The organism is Actinophytocola sp. KF-1 (genome assembly GCF_054661535.1).
In genome coordinates, this window is record NZ_BAAFVK010000016.1 from 203,976 (window position 1) to 224,999 (window position 21,024).

A 21,024-nucleotide genomic window follows, 5' to 3' on the forward strand; every position below is an offset into this window, starting at 1 on the left:
GAAAAGAAAACCGGCACGGAAACGACGAAATTATGACGCGGGAGTGTAAATGAGCCAGGAGGTGCACGTCAGCTCATGGGTTTCCATCAAGCCCGGGTGCTCGATCTCGTACCGCGTCAACGGCGACGAGATCGAGTTCCAGTTCGGTGCCACGGCCGACGGGCTGGAGTTCGTGTTCCACACCGCCGCGCTGCGCGACTTCGTCGATGTCGCGCAGGCGGCGATGTCGGAACGTCAGTGACAGAGCGCCGGGTCCGCCTGGAAGCCCGGGGTGTCCCGCGGGCCGCTCACCGGCACCCGCGCGACCTCGGTGGCGACGCCCCCGTCGACCACGTACGCGACGTACTCCCCCTCGTAGCGCGTGTAGTCGAGGTCGACCGCCTGACCGCTGACCTGGATCAGCTGACGGCCGTCGTGGTCGTCCACGCAGCCGTAGCGGACGATCGCGGCGAGGCCGCCGCCCTCCATGAGCCGCAGCGGCGTGCCGTCGGCGAGCTTGACCGGCGTCAACGCTGTGCCGTGCAGGCCCCACACGCCGTAGTGGTCGGTGTTGGCGCCGACCATCTCCGTCACGACCACCTCGTCGCGGCCGTCCGCGTCGACGTCCACGACCCGCATCGGCTGCGTGCCGGCGATCAGGCTCGACGACACCGTCGCGGTCAGCCGCTTGCCGCCGACCCTGGCGGTCAGGACCTGCTCGTCCATGTTGCCGTCGACGGTCCGCAGCGTCACCCGGTCCATCCGCCCGTCACCGTTGAGGTCCGCGTACACGGTCTGAACGTCGGCGTCGGCGGTCACGGCCTGCCGCTCGCCCGAATGCACCTGCCCCGCCAACCCGAAAACCGTCGCCGACAGGGCAAGCGCGGACGCAACGAAATTGAACACGTGATTCTCCCCAGAATTAATCGCAACCGGCCGCGAGGAATTCCTCGCGGCCCTCCCACAGCAAAGGAGACGCGGCGGATCAGGCCGCGTTGTGCGATGTGACCTGGATCACGCGTGCTTCGCGGACGCCGCCTTCTGCAGCCCGAGCAGCTCGACGGAAACCTCGCGCATCTCCACCTTGCGGATCTTTCCCGTGACGGTCATCGGGAACTCGTCGACCACCCGCACGTATCGGGGGATCTTGTAGTGCGCGAGTTTTCCGGTGCAGAACTCGCGGAGGGCCTCGACGGTCAGCGGCTCCGCGCCTTCCCGCATGCGGACCCACGCCATCAGCTCCTCGCCGTACTTCTCGTCCGGCACGCCGATGACCTGGGCGTCGAGGATGTCCGGGTGCGTGTAGAGGAACTCCTCGATCTCGCGCGGGTACACGTTCTCGCCGCCGCGGATGACCATGTCCTTGATGCGGCCGGTGATGTTGAGGTAGCCCTCGTCGTCCATCACCGCGAGGTCGCCGGTGTGCATCCAGCGCGCCTTGTCGATGGCCTCGGCCGTCTTGTCCGGCTGCTCCCAGTAGCCCAGCATCACCGAGTAGCCGCGGGTGCACAGCTCACCTGGCGTGCCGCGCGGCACGGTCAGGCCGGTCTCCGGGTCGACGACCTTCACCTCGAGGTGCGGCAGCACCCTGCCCACAGTGGACACACGGCGGTCGAGCGAGTCGTCCTTGCGGGTCTGCGTGGAGACCGGCGACGTCTCGGTCATGCCGTAGGCGATGGTCACCTCCGCCATACCCATCCGCTCGATGACCTGCTTCATCACCTCGACCGGGCACGGCGAGCCCGCCATGATCCCGGTCCGCAGCGATGACAGGTCGTACGACTCGAAACCGGGCTCGGCCAGCTCGGCGATGAACATGGTCGGCACCCCGTACAGCGAGGTGCACCGCTCGGCGGCCACCGCTTCGAGGGTGAGCTTCGGCTCGAAGCCCGGCCCGGGGTAGACCATGCAGGCGCCGTGGGAGGTGGCGGCGAGGTTGCCCATGACCATGCCGAAGCAGTGGTACAGCGGCGGGACGATGCAGATGCGGTCCTGTTCGGTGTAGGAGCACATCTCGCCGACGAAGTAGCCGTTGTTGAGGATGTTGTGGTGCGACAGGGTCGCGCCCTTCGGGAACCCGGTGGTCCCGGAGGTGTACTGGATGTTGATCGGGTCGTCCGCGGACAGCCGGGCCTGCAGCTCGGTGAGGTGCGCGACCGACCCGCCCCGCCCGATGGCGACCAGTGAGGTCCACTCCTCCCGCCCGATGAGCAGCACGTCCTGCAGGTCGGGGCACTCGCCGCGCACTTCGTCGATCATGGCCGCGTAGTCGGAAGTCTTGAAGCTCGGCGCGGCGACGAGCGTGCGGATGCCGGCCTGGTTGAGCACGTACTTCAGCTCGTGCACCCGGTAGGCGGGGTTGATGTTGACCAGGATGGCGCCGATCTTGGCGGTCGCGTACTGCGTGAACGTCCACTCGGCACAGTTCGGCGCCCAGATCCCGACCCGGTCGCCCTTGTCGACGCCGAGGTCCACCAGCCCGAGCGCGACGGCGTTGACCTCGTCGGCGAACTGCCGGTACGTCCAGCGGCGCCCGGTCGAGTGCTCGACCAGCGCCTCCCGGTCCGGCCAGGCCGCGACGGCGCGGTCGAGGTTGTCACCGATCGTGTCGCCGAGCAGCGGCTTCTCGGACGTACCGGACACGTAGCTCGGCACCGCTGGCGTGGTCATGTGAGCCTCCCGGGAACGACTGGCACCACGGTATGTCTACATCCGCGTCACGTCTCGCTCAACGTTCGTCAACACAGGTTCGCCGCTGTCGACAAAGATGGAAGGCACGATGAGCCTCGCCATCACCGTGCACGGGTCGAACGTGCGCCTGGCGGGCGCGGTGGACGTCCAGACCGCGCCCGCGCTGCGTGCCGAGCTGACGGAACTCATCAACGCGGCGAGCCCCGGCACGGAGCTGAGCGTCGACCTCGGCGAGATCTCGGTACTGGACTCGACCGGCCTGTCCACCCTGGTGAAGGCCCACCGCCTGGCCACGGCCAGGGAAGCGCGCCTCACGCTGACCGACCTCCCGGACCACATCGCGCGGATGCTCAACATCACGGGCCTGGACCTGCTGCTCAACCTGGCCTGACCCTGCTCCATTCGAGGGCATTCGACCGAAAGACGGCTGCCTTCGCGCTTGCCCAGGGCACGATCACGTATCCCCGGACCAGGTGGAGCACGTGGAAGACTACGAACCACTCGACTCGGTGAACGGCAGCCGATGGGTCGAGGACCGGCGAGAGCTCGCCTCCCTAATTGCGCAAGCCCTGTCGGATCCCGAGATCGCCGACGCTCTGCGCACATTGGGCGTACCTGCCCCGGAGGCGGCACGAGAGATCAGCGACCGAAATGGCCTGTTCGCCCGGTTTCGTACAGCGCAGCGGTGGCCAATCCGACTGAGGCTCTTCGAGGAGGTGGCCGACGCACGGTTCCCTCGGCTGCGACCAGGCGTAGGTGCGCTGTACGGACTGGCGCTTGTCGGCGCGTACCTTGCGGTGCTGTTGATGGCCTATCCCCGGATGCCGGTCCACCACCAGGTGTTCGGCTTGGTGGGCCTGGGCGCCACAGTTGCTGTGGCCGTTCGACTTGCCAGGAAAGACGTGGTCGTGGCGCGACGAGCGGTCCAGGCGATTCGGGAACCACACCGCGCACCGAATCTGCTCCGGGACATCGTCCTGGCAGAGGTACGGCAATACCTCGCTGAACACGGCCTGGTGCGGTACGGCACAGAGTTGCCAGTCGACCAGACCGGCCTCATCGGCGGTGCCGTCGAGCCGACGACGATCGTCACCCCCGCCGGGCAGCAACTACAGAGACTCGCCCAGAGTTCTGCGTCCGACGCAGTCGCTCTCGCAGGCCCCAGGGGCGTGGGCAAGACGACAACGATCCGCGCTATCGCGGACGGCATGTTCAGCGACGCTGATGAACCACCGCCGCTCGCAGTGGTGACGGCCGCACCATCCCGTTACGAACCGCGCGATTTCGTGCTACACCTGCACGCAGCGCTGTGCCGCCGAGTCATCGCGCTGTTGAACGGGTACTTACGTCTCCCACCCGAGGACAACAAGAGGTGGCGGATCCGGTGGCAGTGGTTCAAGCCATGGCTCATCGTCGCTGGGCTCATCATCTTCCTTCTCATCATGGCGCGTGGGTTGTGGGATCCCTCGTACCCGGACTTCTCGTCCATGTTCTGGGACCGGCCAGACAGCCCACCCAAGTCGGGCGCCGCCTGGCCGGATCCAGTACCACTGGCGTTCTTCGACACCCTGCGGTTCACCGTGGCTTTTGCCCTCTTCGGCGTCTTCGTCCAAGTCGTCGCCATCTTCGCGTTCGTCGTCGTCCGCGAGATCCACCGCTTCCTCGACGAGCCGGGAGATTGGCGGCTGACGACGCTGCGCACGGAGGCGTACGACGAACTGCACCGCATCCGGTTTCTGCAGACGTTCACGAGTGGCTGGTCCGGGAAGATCGGCCTGCCATACGGCGCCGACCTCGGCTTGAACCGATCAACTCAACTAGCCGAGCAGACGCTCACGCATCCGGAGGTGGTCGACAACTTCCGGCGGTTTGCGCAGCGGTGCGCGACCACACTGGTCAGAACCGGGGTCGCGGGACGGCTCGTCATCGCCATCGACGAGCTTGACAAGATCACGGATCCGGAGCAGGTGCACGAGTTCGTCAACGAAGTCAAAGGGATCTTCGGCGTTCCAGGCTGCCTGTTCCTGGTCTCGGTGTCGGAAGATGCCATTGTTGCGTTCGAGCGGCGCGGCATCCCAGTCCGCGACGCGTTCGACAGCGCGTTCACCCACATGATCCGGCTGGAGAACTTCACCCTCTCGGAGAGCAAACGCTGGCTGTCGCGGCGGTTGCTGGCTGTTCCGGATCAGTTCACTTACCTGCTTCACTGCCTGTCAGGTGGCCTCCCACGGGAGTTGCAGCGCGCGACGAACGAACTGGTCGACATCGTCCGTGACGACAAGTGCGCCGATCTGGCACACGTGACCACGACCATGCTCGACCGGGAGCTGGCCCGCAAGGCTCATGCCTTCGCCGCGGCTGCCCAGCGGTTCGAGGACGCCCCGGAGCTGTCGTCCTATCTGAGCGACCTGATGACCATGACCGAACCCTCAGTCGACCAGCTGGCACTGGCTCACCGGCTCGCACCGGCAGGAGCGACCAATGAGCTTCAACGAATCCGCTGGCAGAGCGCATGCTTCCTGCTCTTCTGCGTGACTGTTCGAGAGGTGTTCGTCAACACGCTGAGCAAGGATGGACTGAGGAATCTCGACTCGCTCGCCCGTGCACGCGCACACCTCGCCGTCGATCCGCAGACGGCGTGGCAACTCGTGCAGTCAGTGCGGTCTGCCGCCGACCTCGGGGAGAACGATTGACCTCACAGGCTTGAACGACCTGCTCAACCTCGCCTGACCTGCCCTTTCGGCAAAAACCCGAGCGAAAGTCCCATTCGCTCGGATTCGTGCCGCGCAACCGCGGCGGATCACCCTCGTAGCGCGTATGTTCGAAACCAGCTCGAAGAACGCCCACGTCAGGAGGGATCGAAAATGCGTCCGCCGTGACCACACCGAACCGACACAATGCGCCCATGCCGCCGTTCCGCTGGGACCTCGTGACCCCCGACCAGCTCGGGTCACTCCTCGACGACGTCGCAGAACCCTCCCTGTGGTTCCGCGACGATCTGGTGACCTGCGCCGGAAAGGTGCTCGCCCGCGGCGGTGACGCGCGGCTGGTGTTCGTCGGCCGCTCGCTGGACTCGATGTTCGACCTGCTCAGCGGCGCCCTACCGGACCGGGTGACACGCCTGCCGCTGTCGTTCGCCGGGTTCACCCAGGCGCACGTCCCCAGGGCCCGCGAGGTGCTGACCGAGCACGGCATCACCCCGGCGACCCTCGCCCGCGAAGCGGTGACCTTCGTGGACGTGGTGTTCCGGGGCAGCACGTTCGGCGAACTCTTCTCGCTGCTTGACAACTGGACAGTGGATTCTCGCGCACCATGGGACGTGATCCGCCGGCAGCTGCGGTTCGTCGGCGTCACCGTCCAGGGGAAGACGAGCCCCAACACCTGGCGCTGGCACCAGCACGCCGAGTGGACCGCGCGGCTGCCGGCCCGCGCGGTCCAGAACGTGTCGCTGCTCTACCTCGTCTGGACCTACTTCGGCGACCACCAGACGAAGCTGACCAGGTCGTTCCGGCCCGAGGCCTGGTACGCGGACGACGACGGCCCGGACAGGGGCGACCGGACCAGGCAAGCCCTCGCCGAAGCCGTCGCTCTCGTCCGGTACGGGCGCGGCCGCGAAGGGCGGCGGGCGCTCGCCCGTGCCACCGACGGGGAACCCGCCCGCCGGGAGAGCTGGCTACGGAGTCTCGTCACCGAACTCGGGCGGTGACCACGGCAGCTTGACCACGAGGCACGGCCCGCCGACGAAGACGCCACCGTCCACCCCGAGCGCCTTGCCACCGGCGTACTCGTAGGGGCTGTCGACCATGGCCGGGGCGATGCCCAGCTGGTCCGCGATCACCGAGTGCCCGTGCACGACCTGCTCCCCGCCCAGCACGGTCAGCAGCCGGGTCGCGACATCGGCTCCGTTCGGCCCGCGGAACGCGTGGCGTGTGGTCAGCCGCCGCCACACCTCCCACCACTCCACGATGTCGTCGGAGTCCAGGACGTCCTGGATGTTCTCGTTGATCTCCTCGATGTCCGCGCCCCACACCAGGTACTCGAGGGTGTCGGAGTGCATCAGCAGGTGGTCGCCGACCAGCTCGACCGCGGGGCGGGAGGTCAGCCACTCGATGTGCTCGTCGGTGACCGCCTCCTGGTCGGTGAGCTGGCCGCCGTTCATCTCCCAGCTGCGGGCGAAACTGCGCGGGCCGAAGTCCGACGGGACCTCCGTCTCGCCGAAGCGGTGCATGCCGAGCAGGAGGATCTCGTGGTTGCCGAGCAGGGCCTGCACCTGGCCGCCCGCGTCGGCGGCCTCCTCGGACAGGCGCATGACCAGGTCGATCACGCCGATGCCGTCGGGACCCCGGTCCACGAAGTCACCGAGGAACCACAGGTGGTCCTCGCCGCCGGACCAGTTCGCCTCGTCGTCGATCAACCCGGCGTCGGCGAGTGCGGCGAGCAACTCGTCGAGATGCCCGTGCACGTCACCGACCACGTAGGTCGACGGTCCTTCTTCCTGCACACCGCGACAATATGCCAGGCCGATTTCGCCCGCTTCTCAGTCGGCAAAAAGTTGCCGCGGCGCTCAGGCCGGGAACGGGTCGTCGACGTTCCCGACCAGGTCAGCGACCGAGTCGATGACCCTGCTGGGCCGGTAGGGAAATCGCTCGGCCGTTTCCGGGTTCGAAATGCCGGTGAGCACGAGAATCGTGCGCAAACCGGCTTCGAGCCCGGACCGGACGTCGGTGTCCAGGCGGTCGCCGATCATGAGGGTGGACTCCGAGTGCGCGCCGAGGGTGTTCAGCGCGGACCGCATCATCAACGGGTTCGGCTTGCCGACGAAGTACGGCGCGTGGCCGGTGGCCTTCTCGATCAGCGCCGCGACCGAGCCGGTGGCGGGCAGGGAGCCCTCGCGCGACGGGCCGGTCGCGTCCGGGTTGGTGGCGATGAACCGGGCGCCCTGCTCGATCAGCCGGATCGCCGTGGTGATCGACGTGAAGCTGTACGTGCGGGTCTCGCCGAGCACGACGTAGTCGGGGTCGCGGTCGGTGAGCACGTAGCCGATCTCGTGCAGCGCGGTGGTCAGGCCGGCCTCGCCGATGACGAACGCCGAACCGTCCGGGCGCTGCGAGTCGAGGAACTTCGCGGTGGCCAGCGCGGAGGTCCAGATCGACTCCTCCGGCACGTCGAGGCCGGTGCGGTGCAGGCGTGCCCGCAGGTCACGCGGGGTGTAGATGGAGTTGTTGGTGAGCACGAGGAACTGGTTGCCCTTGGCGCGCAGCTCCTCGATCAGTTTGTCCGCCCCCGGGATGAGGTGCTCCTCGTGCACCAGCACCCCGTCCATGTCCATCAGGTAGGTCCACTTGCGCGGTTCGGCCATGCGTCCATTGTCGCGGCAACGCCGTGAACATCCACCTCGGCCGCCTTCACCGCGAGGAACACCTGGTCGCCGGGGGCCAGGGCGAGGTCCGCGACGGCGGCCGGGGTGAGGTCGGCGGTGAGCCCGTCGGCGGGACCGTCGCCGACGGCACGCACGCGGACGACGTCGCCACGTGGTTCGAGTGCGCCGACCGTCGCGGGGAAGACGTTGCGGGGACTGCCTTGCGGGCGCTCGATGTGGACGGCGACCGCCGCCGGGCGGAACACGGCGACGGCCGGTTCCCCCTCGACGACGTCCTCGCTGTGGGCGCCCGCGACCGGGGTGCCATCGGCGGTGACGAGGCCGTCGGCGGTGGCGATCCCCGCGATCAGGTCGAGCCCGGCGATGCGGGCGGCGAACGGGGTGCGCGGTGCGGAGAGGACGGTCTTCACCGCGCCCTGTTCGACGATGCGACCCTGGTCGAGGACCAGCACCCGGTCGGCGAGCACGAGCGCGTCCAGCGGGTCGTGGGTGACGAGCACGACCTGGGTGTCCGGGTTGGCACGCAGCACGCGACGGACCAGGCCGCGCAGGGCGGGCGCGGCATCGACGTCGAGGGCGGCGAAGGGCTCGTCGAGCAGCAGCAGCGCGGGGTCGGTGGCGAGGGCCCTGGCGAGCGCGACGCGCTGCTGCTGCCCGCCGGACATGGCCCGAGGACGACGGTCCGCGAGCGACGCGGCGTCCACTTCGGTCAACAGGGTCCGGGCTTTCTCCTCCGCCGCCGCGCGTTTCTCACCGAGCGCTCGGGGCCCGAACGCGACGTTGCCGAGCGCGGTCAGGTGCGGGAACAGCAGCGGGTCCTGCGAGAGAAGCCCGACCCGCCGGTCGTACGGCCGCACGAAAGTAGATTTGTCGACAAGTGTCCTGCCGTTGACGGCGAGGTGGCCTCGGTCGGGCCTCAGCAGCCCGGCGAGCACGTCCAGCAGCGTGGACTTGCCCGCGCCGTTGGGCCCGAGGACGGCGACCACCTCGCCGGGTGCCGCGGTGAAGGCGACCTCGAGGCGGAACTCGCCGCGGACGACGGTGACGTCGACGTCGATCACAGGCGGCCCTCCACGGCCCGGGGGCGGGCCACGGCGATGACCACGACGGCGACGACGACGAGCAGCAACGAGAGGGCGACCGCACCGTCCACATCGGTCTCGCCGAGCGTGTAGACCTCGAGCGGCAAGGTCCTGGTCACCCCCTCGAGCGAGCCTGCGAAGGTGATGGTGGCGCCGAACTCGCCGAGCGCACGGGCGAACGACAGCACGAGCCCGGACCCGAGCGCGGGCAGCAGCAGGGGCACGGTGACACGCCGGAACACCGTCCAGGGCCGCGCACCGAGGGTCGCGGCGACCGTCTCGTACCGCTCCCCCGCGGTGCGCAGCGCGCCTTCCAGTGCCACGACGAGGAACGGCATCGCGACGAACGTCTGCGCGATCACCACGGCGGCGGTGGTGAACGGGATGCGCCAGCCGAACAGGAAGTCGAAGAACTGGCCGGCGAAACCGTTGCGCCCCAACAGGTACAGCAACGCGAGCCCGCCGACGACGGGCGGCAGCACCAGCGGCAGCAGCACGACCGCCCGCATCAGGCGGATGCCGGGCACGTGCGCTCGGGCCAGCACGACCGCCAGCGGACCACCGAGCAGCAGGCACAGGACCGTCGACGCTGCCGCCGTCCGCAACGACAGCTCCAGAGCGGCCAGCGCGGACGGGGAGGTCACCAGGGCGGGGAACTCCGCGAGATCGGTGCGGGTGACGAGCCCGACGATCGGCAGCACCACCAGCGCCAGCGCCAGGCACGCCGGCACCCAGAGCAGCGCCGGGACCGCCGTGCTCGTCCGCCTCCTGCCGGTGCTGCTGGTCACGGGACGACGAACCCGACCTTCTCCAGCTCGGCCTTGCCCACGTCGCCCGTGACCAGGTCGACGAACTCCTTGGCGAGGTCCGCCCGCGGCGCGTCCTTGAGCACGGTGATCGGGTAGGAGTTGACCGCATCCTCCGACTCGGGGAAGGCGATGCCCTTGACCTTGTCGCCGGCGGAGTTCACGTCGGTGACGTAGACGAGGCCGGCGTCCGCCTCACCGGTCTGGACCTTGTTGAGCACGGACTTGACGTCCTGCTCCTCGCTGACCGGCCTGATCGTCACGCCGGCGGCCTGCTCGACCTTCTCGGTCGCGGCGCCGCACGGCACCTGCGGTGCGCACACGACCACGACGACACCGTCCTTGGCGAGGTCAGCGAAGGAGGCGATGCCCGCGGGGTTGTCCGGCGGCACGGCGATGGTGAGCCGGTTGGTCGCGAAGACCTCGGGTGTCCCGTCGGCCAGCCCGGCGTCGGTCACCTTCGCCATGTTCTTCTCGTCGGCGGAGGCGAACACGTCGGCCGGCGCGCCGTTGGTGATCTGCTGCACCAGCGCCGACGAGCCGGCGAAGCTGATCTTCACGTCGACACCGGGGTGGTCGGCCTCGAACTTCTTCTCCAGCGCGGTGAACGAGTCGGTGAGCGAGGCGGCGGCGAGCACGGTCAACGTCCGCGCCTCCGTCCCCGTCTCGCCGGAAGCCCCCGCGCCGGACGACGAGCACCCGGCCACCAGGAGCCCAACGGCCACGACGGCCGCACCCAGCTTGCGCATGAAACCTCTCCTCAGGGGACCTCGACGGCGACGGAGGTCGCCTTGACCACCGCGACGGCCAGCGAGCCGGGCTCGAGCGCCAGCTCGCGCACCGCCTCCGCACTCATCAGCGACACGACCCGGTAGGGCCCGCACTGGATCTCGACCTGCGCCATCACGGTGTCGGCGACGACGTGGGTGACCAGCCCGACGAACCGGTTGCGCGCGGACCGCCCCACGCTCGTCGGGTCGTGCACGTCGGCGGCGTTGTCCCGCGCGAACGCGGCCAGCGCGGCCCCGTCGACGACTTTCCGCCCGGCGGAGTCGACCCCGGCGGTCAGCTGCCCCCCGTCCACCCACCGGCGAACCGTGTCGTCGCTGACCCCGAGCAGTCGAGCTGCTTCGGACATCCGAAACTGCGGCATGAGAAGGAGGATATAGCCGCAAACGCGGAAGTCCCAGGCGCGGCTAACCTTGAGGTGTGACCACCGTCCGAGTGCGCTACTTCGCGGGTGCCCGAGGCGCGGTCGGCCTCTCCGAGGAGACCGTGTCCGTGCCGGAAGACGCCACCGTGCAGGCCCTGGTGAGCGACCTGGGCACGCGACACGGCGAGAAACTCACCCGCGTGCTGACGGCCTGCAGCTTCCTGCTGGACGGCGTGGCGGTCCGGGACCTGTCGACCCCCCTCCCGGACAACTCGGAAGTGGACGTCCTCCCTCCGTTCGCAGGCGGCTGACCAGCAGGTCAGCGCCACCCGCCTCGACACGGCGACACCTCCCCGGGAACCGCGCCCCCGAGCTGAACGCTTGGCCCGTGCGCGCCCGTTTTCGCACGTCGCCGCACCCGCCAAGTGGCGGAATCGCCAGTTCAAACCGCTCCACACCCCCGGACTGGCGCGAAAAGATGCGGCGATTGGTGACCTGAGGCACGATCAGACTGATCGACAAGGGCCGTTACCGCCCGACCACGGGCGGCGACATCGGCGCACTTGCGCCCCTTACTGCCCTTCTTTCCCCGAGATCATTTCAACCTGGGATTGCGCAGGGCTTTGCGCCAGGTAACGGAGTGAATTCAGCGTGCAGTCGCCGTACCCTTCACGCCTGCTTCCGCAACGTGACCCAACCCTCAGCCAGAGTGAATTGTTGAGGTGCAATCACGGGGTTATAACGGCCCAAAACATGGCTCTGACCTGCGGTTACACACCCCATCGCGATACCCCGAATAGTGTTACTGTGACGACGGTCACATGCCTTACAATTTTGCAACTCGCTTTTGGATACGTACCGTCGCTCTCTGGTTGGCCCCGACCAACCGGCAGGACCCGAGTGCCCGGAGCGTCATCCCGATCCGGCGGGCACGAAGGAGATATCCCCCGAGTGAAAGAAAGCCTCCGGATCGGGACACAGGGTCTTACCGGCCCTTTGGCAGACGCAGGGGCAGAGACAGAAATGGCGTATCGAGGCATTCACCGCAAGCCGTCCACCTCCGTTCGTCGCACCATCGCTCGCGTCGTCGTTGCCGGCGTCGCGGTCGGTGCGCCACTGGCGGTGGCACCCGCTTTCGCGTCTGCCGACCCCGTCAACTGGGACGCGATCGCGCAGTGCGAGAGCGGCGGTAACTGGAGCATCAACACCGGCAACGGTTACTACGGTGGTCTGCAGTTCACCCAGAGCACGTGGGAGGCCAACGGCGGGTCCGGCAACCCGGCGAACGCGTCGCGTGAGGAGCAGATCCGGGTCGCGAACAACGTGCTGCAGACGCAGGGCATCGGCGCATGGCCGGTGTGCGGCGCTCGTGCGGGCGCCAGCGGCGGTGGCGGCGGTGCCGCCCCGCAGCAGCAGCAGAGCGCGCCGGTCGAGCAGACCCAGCAGCAGCAGCAGGAGGAGGCCCCGGTCCAGTCCGCGCCGGCGCGTCCGATCCTGGTCAAGTCCAACCCGAAGGGCGACTACACCGTCGTCGCGGGCGACTCCCTGTCGAAGATCGCCACCGAGAAGAAGGTGGCCGGCGGCTGGCAGGCGCTGTACCAGAAGAACAAGCAGTTCATCGGCGACCCCAACCTGATCGTCCCCGGTCAGAAGATCGCCACCAAGTAACTGGCTGGTTCAGGCGAGAAGGACTCCACCGCGGTCCCCCGGCGGTGGAGTCCTTCTCTGTCGGTGGTGCGGGCTACGGTCCGCCCCATGAACCGAACGGACCGGCTGTACGGGATCGTCGAGGACCTGCGGGCAGCCGCGCCGCTGCGGCGCAGTGCCCGCCAGCTCGCCGCCCGGTACGAGGTCAGCGTCCGCACCATCGAGCGGGACATCAGTGCCTTGCAGCAGGTCGGCGTGCCGATCTACGCCGACACCGGCAGGCGCGGCGGCTACGCCATCGACCCGGCGCGGACACTGCCACCCCTCAACTTCACCCCGGCCGAGGCGGTCGCCGTCTCGGTGGCGCTGAAGCAGGCCGCGGGCTCCCCGTTCGCGCGGGCCGCGAGCAGCGCGCTGCGGAAGATCATGGCCGCCATGCCCGCACACGAGGCGTCGGCCACGCGGGAGCTGGCCGGCCGGGTCGGCTTCCTGTTCCCGGAGACCGAGGCACCGGCCATCCCCGTCGTCATCGAGGACGCGCTCGCCGCGCGCCATGTGCTGCGGCTGGACTACGTCGACAAGCGCGGCACGCCGACCGAGCGGCTCGTCGAGCCGGTCATGTTCGTCGCCAATGAGGAGAACTGGTACCTGGTCGGGTGGTGCCGCCTGCGTGACCAGCTGCGGGCCTTCCGCCTCGACCGGGTCGTCGCCGTCCATGACACCGGCGAGTCCGTGCCCGACCGGCCGACCGAGGACCTCAATCTCCCCTATCACGTGACGCAGGCCACAGCGTTCACGTGAAACCGGGCTGGAAACACCGACAGGACGTTGTCGCCGACGAGCCCGATCGTGGTGCCACGCACGAGATGAGGAGGCACCACATGGCACACGGCTCGGTCGACTGGTTCCAGATCGACACCGACGACACCCAGAGCACCGAACGGTTCTACGGCGAGCTGTTCGACTGGACCTTCGCGAACGACCCCAACAGCCCCGGCTACCGGCTCGTCACCGCGAAGGACTCGAACCGTCCGCAGGGCGGCGTGTCCACCGGCACGCGCAACCGGGCCACGTTCTTCGTGGTCGTGTCGGACGTCGCCGCGACCGCCGCGCAGGCCGAGCGGCTCGGCGGCAAGGTGGTCGACCCACCGACGACGACGCCGGACGGCCTGACCTTCGCGCACCTGCTCGACCCGGCGGGCAACCACATCGGCGTCTACTCGCCGATCGAGAAGTGACGCACTAGGGGCGCGTATCGAACTGGACCGCGCCCGGCTGCGCATACAGCTAGACGAGTAATGCGTAAGTCGGGGCGGTGGCTGGAGACGGACGAAGGGTGTTCAAGATCCGTTTGTGACGACAGACCTGAACACCCTTCTGACCGCACTCTACGTCAAGATCGATGACTACCTCGCTGGTGGGCGTCGGATGGGCAGACCACCGAAGCTCACTGACGCGGAGCTGGTGACGTTGGCTGTGGCCCAGGCGCTGCTCGGTTTCACCTCCGAGGCACGGTGGCTGCGGTTCCTGCCCTTACGGATGCCCGGCGCGTTCCGATATCTGCCTGGTCAGTCCGGTTACAACCGGCGCCTGCGTGCCGCACTACCACTGATCAAGCAGGTCATGCGGCTGGTAGCCGCGGACACCGATCTATGGACCGACACCACCTGGATAGTCGATTCAACCCCGGTGGAGTGCGGCCGGTCCCTGCCCACCGTGAAGCGCTCGGAACTGGCCGGCTGGGCCAAGTACGGCTACTGCCGCTCACACTCGCGCTGGTTCTGGGGCCTGCGCCTGCACCTGGTCTGCACCCCGGCCGGCCTACCGGTCGCCTGGGCGTTGGCCGACCCGAAGATCGACGAACGGCAGGTCCTCGTGGCCATCTGCGACCACGAACCCCACCTGCTCACCGAACGCCCCGGACTGCTCATCATCGCCGACAAGGGCTACATCTCCCGCGAACTCGACCACTACCTCACCCAGCGCGGGATCCAACTGATCCGACCGTCCTACCGCAACCGCACACCACACCCCGGCGAACCGCTACTCAAGTCGATCCGCCAACTCATCGAATCGGTCAACGACACATTGAAAGGCCAACTCAACCTCGAACAACACGGCGGACGCACCATCGAAGGCGTCGGAGTCCGCATCGCCCAACGCCTCCTCGCCCTCACCGCCGCCATCTGGCACAACCGCGCCACCGGCCAAGCCATCACCCGATCCCTGACCGCCTACGACCACTGACCGAGTTACGCATCATTCGTCTAGGGGCAGTTGACCCACTCGTCGGTGCCGTCGGTGAAGACCTGGTGCTTCCAGATGGGCAGCCGGGCCTTCACGTCGTCGACGAGGTCGGCGCAGGCGGCGAACGCCTCCGCACGGTGTTCGCCCGCCACGGCGCAGGCCAGCGCCACGTCACCGATGGCGAGGGGACCGATGCGGTGGCTGACGGCGACCGCCCGCACACCCCGGTGGCGGGCGGCCACGTCGGCGGCCACCTCCTCGATCACCGCCTTCGCGCTCGGGTGGCCCTCGTAGTCGAGGTGGGTGACGCCCTTGCCGCCGTCGTGGTCGCGGACCACGCCCGCGAACGTGACCACCGCACCGGCGGCGTCGTCCCCGACCAGGGCGGCGTGCTCGTCGACGGAGATCGGCGCCTCGCTGATCTCCGCGCGCAACACCCGCGCGGCGGGCCAGGAGGCCGGCTTGTGGTCGCCGCCGCGGAGCTGGTCGAGGGCGTGGTCGAGCACGCCGTCGAGCACGCCGAGGCCGTCCTTCACGCCGCCGGACGAGCCGGGCAGGTTGACGACCAGCGTCCGGCCGACGACGCCCGCCACCCCGCGGGACAGCACGGCGGTCGGGACCTTCGGCAGGCCGGCGTCGCGGATGGCGTCGGCGAGGCCGGGGATCTCGTAGTCGAGCAGGCGGCGGGTCATCTCCGGGGTGGCGTCGGTGGGGCTGATGCCCGTGCCGCCGGTCGTGATGACCACGTCGGCGCCGACCGCGTCCCGCAGCGCGGCCAGCACGGGCTCACCGTCCGGGACGACCACGGGGTCGGGCACGTCGAACCCGCGCGACCGCAGCCAGGCGACGATCACGGGTCCGGTCTTGTCCTCGTACACGCCGGCGGCGGCCCTGTTCGACGCAGCGATGACGACAGCGGTGCTCATCGGCCCTCCGGTCGGGTCCAGACCCCGGTCTTGCCGCCCTCCTTGCGCTCGACACGCACCTCGGACAGCACAGCGGCCGGGTCGACGGCCTTGATCATGTCGTGGAGCGTGAGGCCCGCGACCGTCACCGCGGTCAGCGCCTCCATCTCGACACCGGTCTGGCCGCTGGTGCGGACCGTCGCGGTGATGGCCACCGCGTCGGTGCCCAGGTCGAAGTCGACGGTCACGCCGGTGATCGCCAGCGGGTGGCACAGCGGGACCAGGTCCGGGGTCCGCTTGGCGCCCATGATCCCGGCGACGCGGGCCACCGCCAGCGCGTCGCCCTTCTTCAGGCCGTTCGACGCCAGCAGGCCGATGACCTCGGCCGTGGTGTGCACCCGGCCGGTCGCCACCGCGACGCGGGACGTCACCGACTTGCCGGTCACGTCCACCATCCGCGCGGCGCCCGACTCGTCGACGTGCGTCAGGTCGCTCACGAAGTCGATGCTACGGCTGCGCGGCCCGAGCGACGGCCTCGGCCACCGCGGGTGCGACCGCCGAGTCGAACACGCTGGGCACGATGAACGACGCGTTCAGGCGGTCACCGTCCACCACGTCCGCGATGGCGTCCGCCGCGGCCAGCAGCATCGTGTCGGTGATGGCGCGGGCCTGGGCGTCCAGCAGGCCGCGGAACACGCCGGGGAACGCGAGCACGTTGTTGATCTGGTTCGGGTAGTCGCTGCGCCCGGTCGCCACCACCGCGGCGTGCTTCTGCGCCTCGAGCGGGTCGATCTCCGGGTCCGGGTTGGCAAGCGCGAACACGATCGCGTCCTTGGCCATGGTGGCGACCGCCTCGGCGCCGAACAGGTTCGGGGCCGACACCCCGATGAACACGTCCGCGTCGACCAGCGCGTCGGTCAGCTTGCCGGTCATCAGGTCGCGGTTGGTGTTCTGGGCGAGCCACGTCAGGTTCGCGTCGAGGTCGCCGCGGTCCGGGTGGACGATGCCGTTCACGTCGACCGCGATGATGTCGCGCGGGCCCTTCTGCAGGAGCAGCCGGATGATCGCCGAGCCCGCGGCGCCCGCGCCGCACACCACGATCTTCGAGTCCGCCAGGTCCTTGCCGACCACCCGCAGCGCGTTGCGCAGCGCGCCGACCACCACGATCGCGGTGCCGTGCTGGTCGTCGTGGAAGACCGGGATGTCGAGCATCTCGCGCAGGCGGGCCTCGATCTCGAAGCAGCGCGGCGCGGCGATGTCCTCGAGGTTGATGCCGCCGTACACGGGCGCGAGCAGCTGCACCGTGCGGATGATCTCCTCGGTGTCCTGCGTGTCCAGGCAGACCGGCCACGCGTCCACCCCGGCGAACTTCTTGAACAGCGCCGCCTTGCCCTCCATCACCGGCAGCGCGGCGGAGGGGCCGATGTTGCCGAGGCCGAGCACCGCGGACCCGTCGGTGACGACCGCGACCGTGTTCCGCTTGATGGTCAGGCGGCGGGCGTCGGCCGGGTTCTTCGCGATGGCCTGGCTGATCCGGGCCACGCCCGGCGTGTACGCGCGGGAGAGGTCGTCACGGTTGCGGAGCTGGACCTTCGAGCTGATCTCGATCTTGCCGCCGAGGTGGATGAGGAAGGTCCGGTCCGACACCTTGCGGACGGAGACGCCGGGCAGCTCCTCGAGCGCGGCGGTGATCTGCTCCGCGTGGTCGGACGAGTGGGCGTTCGCCGTGATGTCGACGACGATGCGGTCCGAGTGGGACTCGACGACGTCGAACGCGGTGATCACCGCGCCGGCCCTGCCGGCCGCGCCGGTCAGGTCGCCCGCGGCGCTCGCCGACGGCGGGGCCTCGACGCGGACGGTGATGGAGTAGCCAGGGCCTGGAACCGGCATGTCGGGGACCTACTTGTTGATCTCGGTCTGCGGGTGTGTGTACGGCACCGAATCGAGCGGGAAGACCAGGTCACCCCACGGCGCGAGCGCGCCCTGGCGGTCCGCGGCGAGCTCGCTCACGGGGTGGTTGCCGTGGTCGTCGTCGGCAGGCCAGTGCGGGTCGATGCGGCCGTCCTTGGCGCCCTTCTTGGCCACGCGTCCTCCTTCAGCTCGGGTGTCCAGAGATTACCGGAGCGCGAGGTGGGGGCGACCGCGTATACCGTGGTCCGGTGCCCGGTCTCACGCTCAACGACTGGCTGCGTGCCCAGGACGACGCCACGCTGGCCGCCCTCCTGTCCGCCCGCCCCGACCTGGCCACTCCCCCGCCACCGGACTCCGTGGTCCTGGCCGCGCGGGCCGCGACCAGGGCGTCGGTGACCAGGGCGGCGGAAGGGCTCGACACCTTCACGCTGGCCGTGCTGGACGCGCTCGTGGTGGCGGACGCCGACAAGGCGCCGGTGACCGAGGAGCGGGTGCGGGAGATCGTCGGGCCGGACGTCGACCCGGTGCGGGTGCGGGAGGCGCTGGACACGCTGGTGCGGCTGGCGCTGGCGTGGGGCACCGACGAGCTGTCGGTGGCACCGGCCGCGCGCGAGGCGGGCGGGATGTTCCCGGCGGGTCTGGGCAGGCCGTCGCCCGCGCTGGACGGTGTGGACATCGCGGGCATGCTCGCGGACCTGCCGGAGGCGGAGCGGCGGCTGCTGAACACCCTCGCGCACGGCTCCCCGCTGGGCCGCACGAAGGACGCGGGTGTCGAGGTGCCGCTCGACGAGGCCACCACGCCGGTGCAGCGGCTGCTCGCCATGGGACTGCTGCTGCGGCGCGACGCCGAGACCGTGGAGCTGCCGAGGCAGGTGGGGCTCGTCATCCGCGGCGACAGTCCGCTCGGCACGGTCAAACTGGACGAACCGGCGCCCGCCACCAAGCAGCACAAGTCCTCCACCGTGGACGCCACGGCCGCCGGTGAGGCCCTGGAGTTCCTGCGCCGCACGGAGACGCTGGTCCGGCTGTGGTCCGCCGAGCCCGCCGCGGTGCTGAAGGCAGGCGGGCTGGGCGTGCGGGACCTGCGCAAGCTCGCCCGCGAACTGGACACCGACGAGCGAGGCGTCGGCCTGATCGTGGAGGTGCTGTTCGCCGCGGGCATGGTCGCCGACAGCGCGTCGGCGACGACGCCGGAGTGGATGCCGACCACGCTGGTCGACCCGTGGCTGACCGCCACCCCGGCGAACCAGTGGGCGACGCTCGCCGCCGCGTGGCTGGACATGCCGCGGCTGCCCGGTCTCGCGGGCATGCGGGACGCGAAGGACAAGGTGCTGGCGCCGCTGTCCGACGACCTGCGGCGGCCACCGGCGCCCGCGGAGCGGCGGCGCATCCTGGCGGCGCTGGCCGAGCTGCGGGCGGGCACCGGCGTCGCGTCGCCGGACGACCTGGCCGCCGTGCTGGCATGGCGGGCGCCGCGGCGCGGTGGGCGGCTGCGGGACGAGATCGTGCGGTGGACGCTCTCCGAGGCCACCACGATGGGGCTGGTGGCGCTGGGCGCGCTGACCGGCGCCGGGCGGGCGCTGCTGGACGACGGCCCGGCGGCGGCCGCGAAGCGGATGGCCGACTCGATGCCGGAGCCGCTGGACCACGTCCTGGTGCAGGCAGACCTGACGGTCGTCGCGCCCGGACCGCTGGAGCCCGCGCTGGCCGTGGACATCGGGCAGGTGGCGGACGTCGAGTCGGCGGGCAGCGCGACCGTGTACCGGGTGACGGAGTCGTCCGTGCGGCGGGCCCTCGACGCCGGGCGGACGGCCGAGGAGCTGCACGACCTGTTCACCACGCGGTCGCGCACACCGGTGCCGCAGTCGCTGACCTACCTCATCGACGACGTGGCCCGGCGGCACGGCCGGTTGCGCGGCGGCGCCGCGGCGTCGTTCCTGCGCTGCGACGACCCGGTGCTGCTGGCCGAGGTCTCCGCGCACCCGGCCGCGGCCCGGCTGGAGCTGCGCAAGATCGCGCCGACCGTGCTGGTCAGCCCGGTACCGCTGGCGGACGTGCTGGAGGAGCTGCGCGGGGCGGGGTTCGCACCCGCCGCCGAGGACGCGCACGGTCAGGTGCTGGACCTGCGGCCGTCAGGGCTGCGGCTGCCGGCACCCGCCAGGTCACGGCGGCCCGGGGCCATGGCACCGGCCTCGCCGGAACGGTTGCAGGCGATGGTCGAGCAGCTGCGTGCCGGGGACATGGCGGCGGGCACCAAGCGGGGGCGGACGGTGTCCCTCGCGGCGGGTACAGGGGCCACGGACACCGCGGCGACGCTGGCGCTGCTGCGGGAGGCCATCGAGCAGAACAGCCAGGTGTGGATCGGGTTCGTCGACTCGCGTGGCGTGGCGAGCCAGCGCGTGGTGGACCCGTTCCGCGTCGGCGGCGGTGTGCTGGAGGGGCGGGACGTCACGCACGGAGCGGTCCGGCAGTACCCGCTGCACCGGATCACGTCGGCATCGCTCGTGGAGAACTGAGCCGGGCTCGAGCGGGGTTCGAGTGGGCGGGCGCACCGTCCCGTCATGGCAACGGACCTGGTGGCGCGTGCGGACACGATCGACGGCGGCGTGCGCGCCCTGCTGTCCCGCTTGGACCTCACCCGCACCGACGACGAGCACGAGCGGATGCTGGACGCGTTGATGGGGGTGAGCCGTGCCGCGGACGCGCTGCGCGCCCTGGCCCGCGGCGACCTGGCGACCGCGCAGGAGGCGACCCGGTCGATGGCGTACTACGCCCGCCGGGCCCACGGCGAGTGAGTCGCCGGCCTGACTGCGACAAGTCTCGCTCCCGGTCGTCGAGAGCGAGACTCGCTCGAGTGTTCCGTCAGCCCGCGCGGGCGCTCATGCGCTGGTGCATGGCGTGCTCGACCAGCGTGATCAGCGTTTCCTTGGTCGATTCGCGGTCCCGGGCGTCACAGGTGACGATCGGCACCGACTGCTCGACGGTGAGTGCGTCGCGGACGTCGTCGATGCGGTGGTGGAGAACCCGGTCGAAGCAGTTGATCGCGACGATGTAGGGCAGGCCGCGGTCCTCGAAGAAGTCGATGGAAGCGAACGCGTCGGCCAGCCTGCGGGTGTCGACCAGCACCACCGCGCCGATCGCGCCGCGGACCAGGTCGTCCCACATGAACCAGAACCGGTGCTGACCCGGCGTACCGAACAGATACAGAATCAGATCGCTGTCC

24 protein-coding genes are annotated in these 21,024 nt (G+C 69.7%); 11 read left to right on the forward strand and 13 right to left on the reverse strand.

Annotated elements, in window-relative coordinates; translation table 11 throughout:
• The first annotated feature begins 49 nt into the window (after window positions 1–49).
• Window positions 50–241: a hypothetical protein gene (locus ACYQ77_RS38680; RefSeq protein ID WP_459721119.1), complete on the forward strand. Its 192-nt coding sequence runs from the start codon at window positions 50–52 to the stop codon at window positions 239–241.
• On the opposite strand, the gene ACYQ77_RS38685 is transcribed toward ACYQ77_RS38680, so the two are convergent.
• Both ACYQ77_RS38685 and ACYQ77_RS38690 read right to left on the reverse strand, forming a co-directional pair.
• Window positions 235–885 carry a hypothetical protein gene (locus tag ACYQ77_RS38685; RefSeq protein ID WP_459721121.1) on the reverse strand — a complete coding sequence of 217 codons (651 nt, stop codon included), beginning with the start codon at window positions 883–885 and terminating at the stop codon, window positions 235–237. The genes ACYQ77_RS38680 and ACYQ77_RS38685 overlap by 7 nt on opposite strands.
• Window positions 886–993: 108 nt before the next feature.
• Window positions 994–2,649 (reverse strand): AMP-binding protein, encoded by a 1,656-nt coding sequence (locus ACYQ77_RS38690; protein WP_459721124.1) that lies wholly within the window; start codon window positions 2,647–2,649, stop codon window positions 994–996.
• 109 nt (window positions 2,650–2,758) lie between these two features.
• Between ACYQ77_RS38690 and ACYQ77_RS38695 the strand changes: the two genes are divergently transcribed.
• From ACYQ77_RS38695 to ACYQ77_RS38705, 3 genes are all read left to right on the forward strand, one after another.
• Window positions 2,759–3,061 carry an STAS domain-containing protein gene (locus ACYQ77_RS38695; protein ID WP_459721127.1) on the forward strand — a complete coding sequence of 101 codons (303 nt, stop codon included), beginning with the start codon at window positions 2,759–2,761 and terminating at the stop codon, window positions 3,059–3,061.
• Between the two features lie 91 nt (window positions 3,062–3,152).
• Window positions 3,153–5,363 (forward strand): hypothetical protein, encoded by a 2,211-nt coding sequence (locus ACYQ77_RS38700; RefSeq protein ID WP_459721130.1) that lies wholly within the window; start codon window positions 3,153–3,155, stop codon window positions 5,361–5,363.
• A 212-nt stretch (window positions 5,364–5,575) separates the two neighbouring features.
• Window positions 5,576–6,376 carry a hypothetical protein gene (locus ACYQ77_RS38705; protein WP_459721132.1) on the forward strand — a complete coding sequence of 267 codons (801 nt, stop codon included), beginning with the start codon at window positions 5,576–5,578 and terminating at the stop codon, window positions 6,374–6,376.
• On the opposite strand, the gene ACYQ77_RS38710 is transcribed toward ACYQ77_RS38705, so the two are convergent.
• The 6 genes from ACYQ77_RS38710 to ACYQ77_RS38735 form a co-directional block, all read right to left on the reverse strand.
• Window positions 6,344–7,171, reverse strand: a complete 828-nt coding sequence (locus ACYQ77_RS38710; RefSeq protein WP_459721133.1) for a metallophosphoesterase family protein — start codon at window positions 7,169–7,171, stop codon at window positions 6,344–6,346. The genes ACYQ77_RS38705 and ACYQ77_RS38710 overlap by 33 nt on opposite strands.
• Window positions 7,172–7,234: 63 nt before the next feature.
• Window positions 7,235–8,029 carry an HAD-IIA family hydrolase gene (locus ACYQ77_RS38715; RefSeq protein ID WP_459721135.1) on the reverse strand — a complete coding sequence of 265 codons (795 nt, stop codon included), beginning with the start codon at window positions 8,027–8,029 and terminating at the stop codon, window positions 7,235–7,237.
• Window positions 7,999–9,111, reverse strand: coding sequence for a sulfate/molybdate ABC transporter ATP-binding protein (locus ACYQ77_RS38720; RefSeq protein ID WP_459721138.1), 1,113 nt, complete (start codon window positions 9,109–9,111; stop codon window positions 7,999–8,001). The genes ACYQ77_RS38715 and ACYQ77_RS38720 overlap by 31 nt, the downstream gene beginning before the upstream one ends.
• Entirely contained in the window at window positions 9,108–9,920 is an 813-nt protein-coding gene (locus ACYQ77_RS38725; protein WP_459721141.1) for an ABC transporter permease, read from the reverse strand. Before ACYQ77_RS38725 ends, ACYQ77_RS38720 begins: the two co-directional genes overlap by 4 nt.
• Window positions 9,917–10,687, reverse strand: a complete 771-nt coding sequence (gene modA / locus ACYQ77_RS38730; protein WP_459721144.1) for a molybdate ABC transporter substrate-binding protein — start codon at window positions 10,685–10,687, stop codon at window positions 9,917–9,919. Before modA ends, ACYQ77_RS38725 begins: the two co-directional genes overlap by 4 nt.
• Window positions 10,688–10,698: 11 nt before the next feature.
• Window positions 10,699–11,091 carry a TOBE domain-containing protein gene (locus tag ACYQ77_RS38735; RefSeq protein WP_459721147.1) on the reverse strand — a complete coding sequence of 131 codons (393 nt, stop codon included), beginning with the start codon at window positions 11,089–11,091 and terminating at the stop codon, window positions 10,699–10,701.
• A 56-nt stretch (window positions 11,092–11,147) separates the two neighbouring features.
• On the opposite strand from ACYQ77_RS38735, the gene ACYQ77_RS38740 reads away from it, so the two are divergent.
• From ACYQ77_RS38740 to ACYQ77_RS38760, 5 genes are all read left to right on the forward strand, one after another.
• Window positions 11,148–11,402, forward strand: a complete 255-nt coding sequence (locus tag ACYQ77_RS38740; RefSeq protein ID WP_459721149.1) for a MoaD/ThiS family protein — start codon at window positions 11,148–11,150, stop codon at window positions 11,400–11,402.
• A 712-nt stretch (window positions 11,403–12,114) separates the two neighbouring features.
• Window positions 12,115–12,759: a transglycosylase family protein gene (locus tag ACYQ77_RS38745; RefSeq protein WP_459721201.1), complete on the forward strand. Its 645-nt coding sequence runs from the start codon at window positions 12,115–12,117 to the stop codon at window positions 12,757–12,759.
• 87 nt (window positions 12,760–12,846) lie between these two features.
• The gene (locus ACYQ77_RS38750) at window positions 12,847–13,539 is read left to right on the forward strand and encodes a helix-turn-helix transcriptional regulator (protein ID WP_459721152.1); all 693 of its coding nucleotides are present in this window, start codon (window positions 12,847–12,849) and stop codon (window positions 13,537–13,539) included.
• 80 nt (window positions 13,540–13,619) lie between these two features.
• On the forward strand, window positions 13,620–13,976 hold the full coding sequence (locus tag ACYQ77_RS38755; RefSeq protein WP_459721154.1) for a VOC family protein: 357 nt from the start codon (window positions 13,620–13,622) through the stop codon (window positions 13,974–13,976).
• Window positions 13,977–14,091: 115 nt separating this feature from the next.
• Window positions 14,092–14,985, forward strand: a complete 894-nt coding sequence (locus ACYQ77_RS38760; protein WP_459721157.1) for an IS982 family transposase — start codon at window positions 14,092–14,094, stop codon at window positions 14,983–14,985.
• A 20-nt stretch (window positions 14,986–15,005) separates the two neighbouring features.
• Here the strand turns inward: ACYQ77_RS38760 and ACYQ77_RS38765 are convergent, their stop codons facing one another.
• The 4 genes from ACYQ77_RS38765 to ACYQ77_RS38780 are packed head-to-tail and all read right to left on the reverse strand — an operon-like array spanning window position 15,006 to window position 17,975.
• Window positions 15,006–15,911 carry a molybdenum cofactor biosynthesis protein MoaE gene (locus ACYQ77_RS38765; protein WP_459721160.1) on the reverse strand — a complete coding sequence of 302 codons (906 nt, stop codon included), beginning with the start codon at window positions 15,909–15,911 and terminating at the stop codon, window positions 15,006–15,008.
• Complete coding sequence (moaC, locus tag ACYQ77_RS38770) at window positions 15,908–16,387, reverse strand: cyclic pyranopterin monophosphate synthase MoaC (RefSeq protein ID WP_459721163.1); 480 nt, start codon at window positions 16,385–16,387, stop codon at window positions 15,908–15,910. The genes ACYQ77_RS38765 and moaC overlap by 4 nt, the downstream gene beginning before the upstream one ends.
• Before the next feature lie 10 nt (window positions 16,388–16,397).
• On the reverse strand, window positions 16,398–17,780 hold the full coding sequence (locus ACYQ77_RS38775; protein WP_459721165.1) for a malic enzyme-like NAD(P)-binding protein: 1,383 nt from the start codon (window positions 17,778–17,780) through the stop codon (window positions 16,398–16,400).
• 9 nt (window positions 17,781–17,789) lie between these two features.
• Window positions 17,790–17,975, reverse strand: a complete 186-nt coding sequence (locus tag ACYQ77_RS38780) for a hypothetical protein (protein ID WP_459721168.1) — start codon at window positions 17,973–17,975, stop codon at window positions 17,790–17,792.
• A 74-nt stretch (window positions 17,976–18,049) separates the two neighbouring features.
• Here ACYQ77_RS38780 and ACYQ77_RS38785 point away from each other — a divergent pair, with 74 nt between their 5' ends.
• Both ACYQ77_RS38785 and ACYQ77_RS38790 read left to right on the forward strand, forming a co-directional pair.
• Entirely contained in the window at window positions 18,050–20,317 is a 2,268-nt protein-coding gene (locus ACYQ77_RS38785; RefSeq protein WP_459721171.1) for a helicase-associated domain-containing protein, read from the forward strand.
• Between the two features lie 45 nt (window positions 20,318–20,362).
• Window positions 20,363–20,596, forward strand: a complete 234-nt coding sequence (locus tag ACYQ77_RS38790; protein ID WP_459721174.1) for a hypothetical protein — start codon at window positions 20,363–20,365, stop codon at window positions 20,594–20,596.
• A gap of 67 nt (window positions 20,597–20,663) precedes the next feature.
• Here the strand turns inward: ACYQ77_RS38790 and ACYQ77_RS38795 are convergent.
• The coding region (locus tag ACYQ77_RS38795) for a GTP-binding protein (RefSeq protein ID WP_459721177.1) at window positions 20,664–21,024 on the reverse strand (361 nt) is incomplete at its 5' end.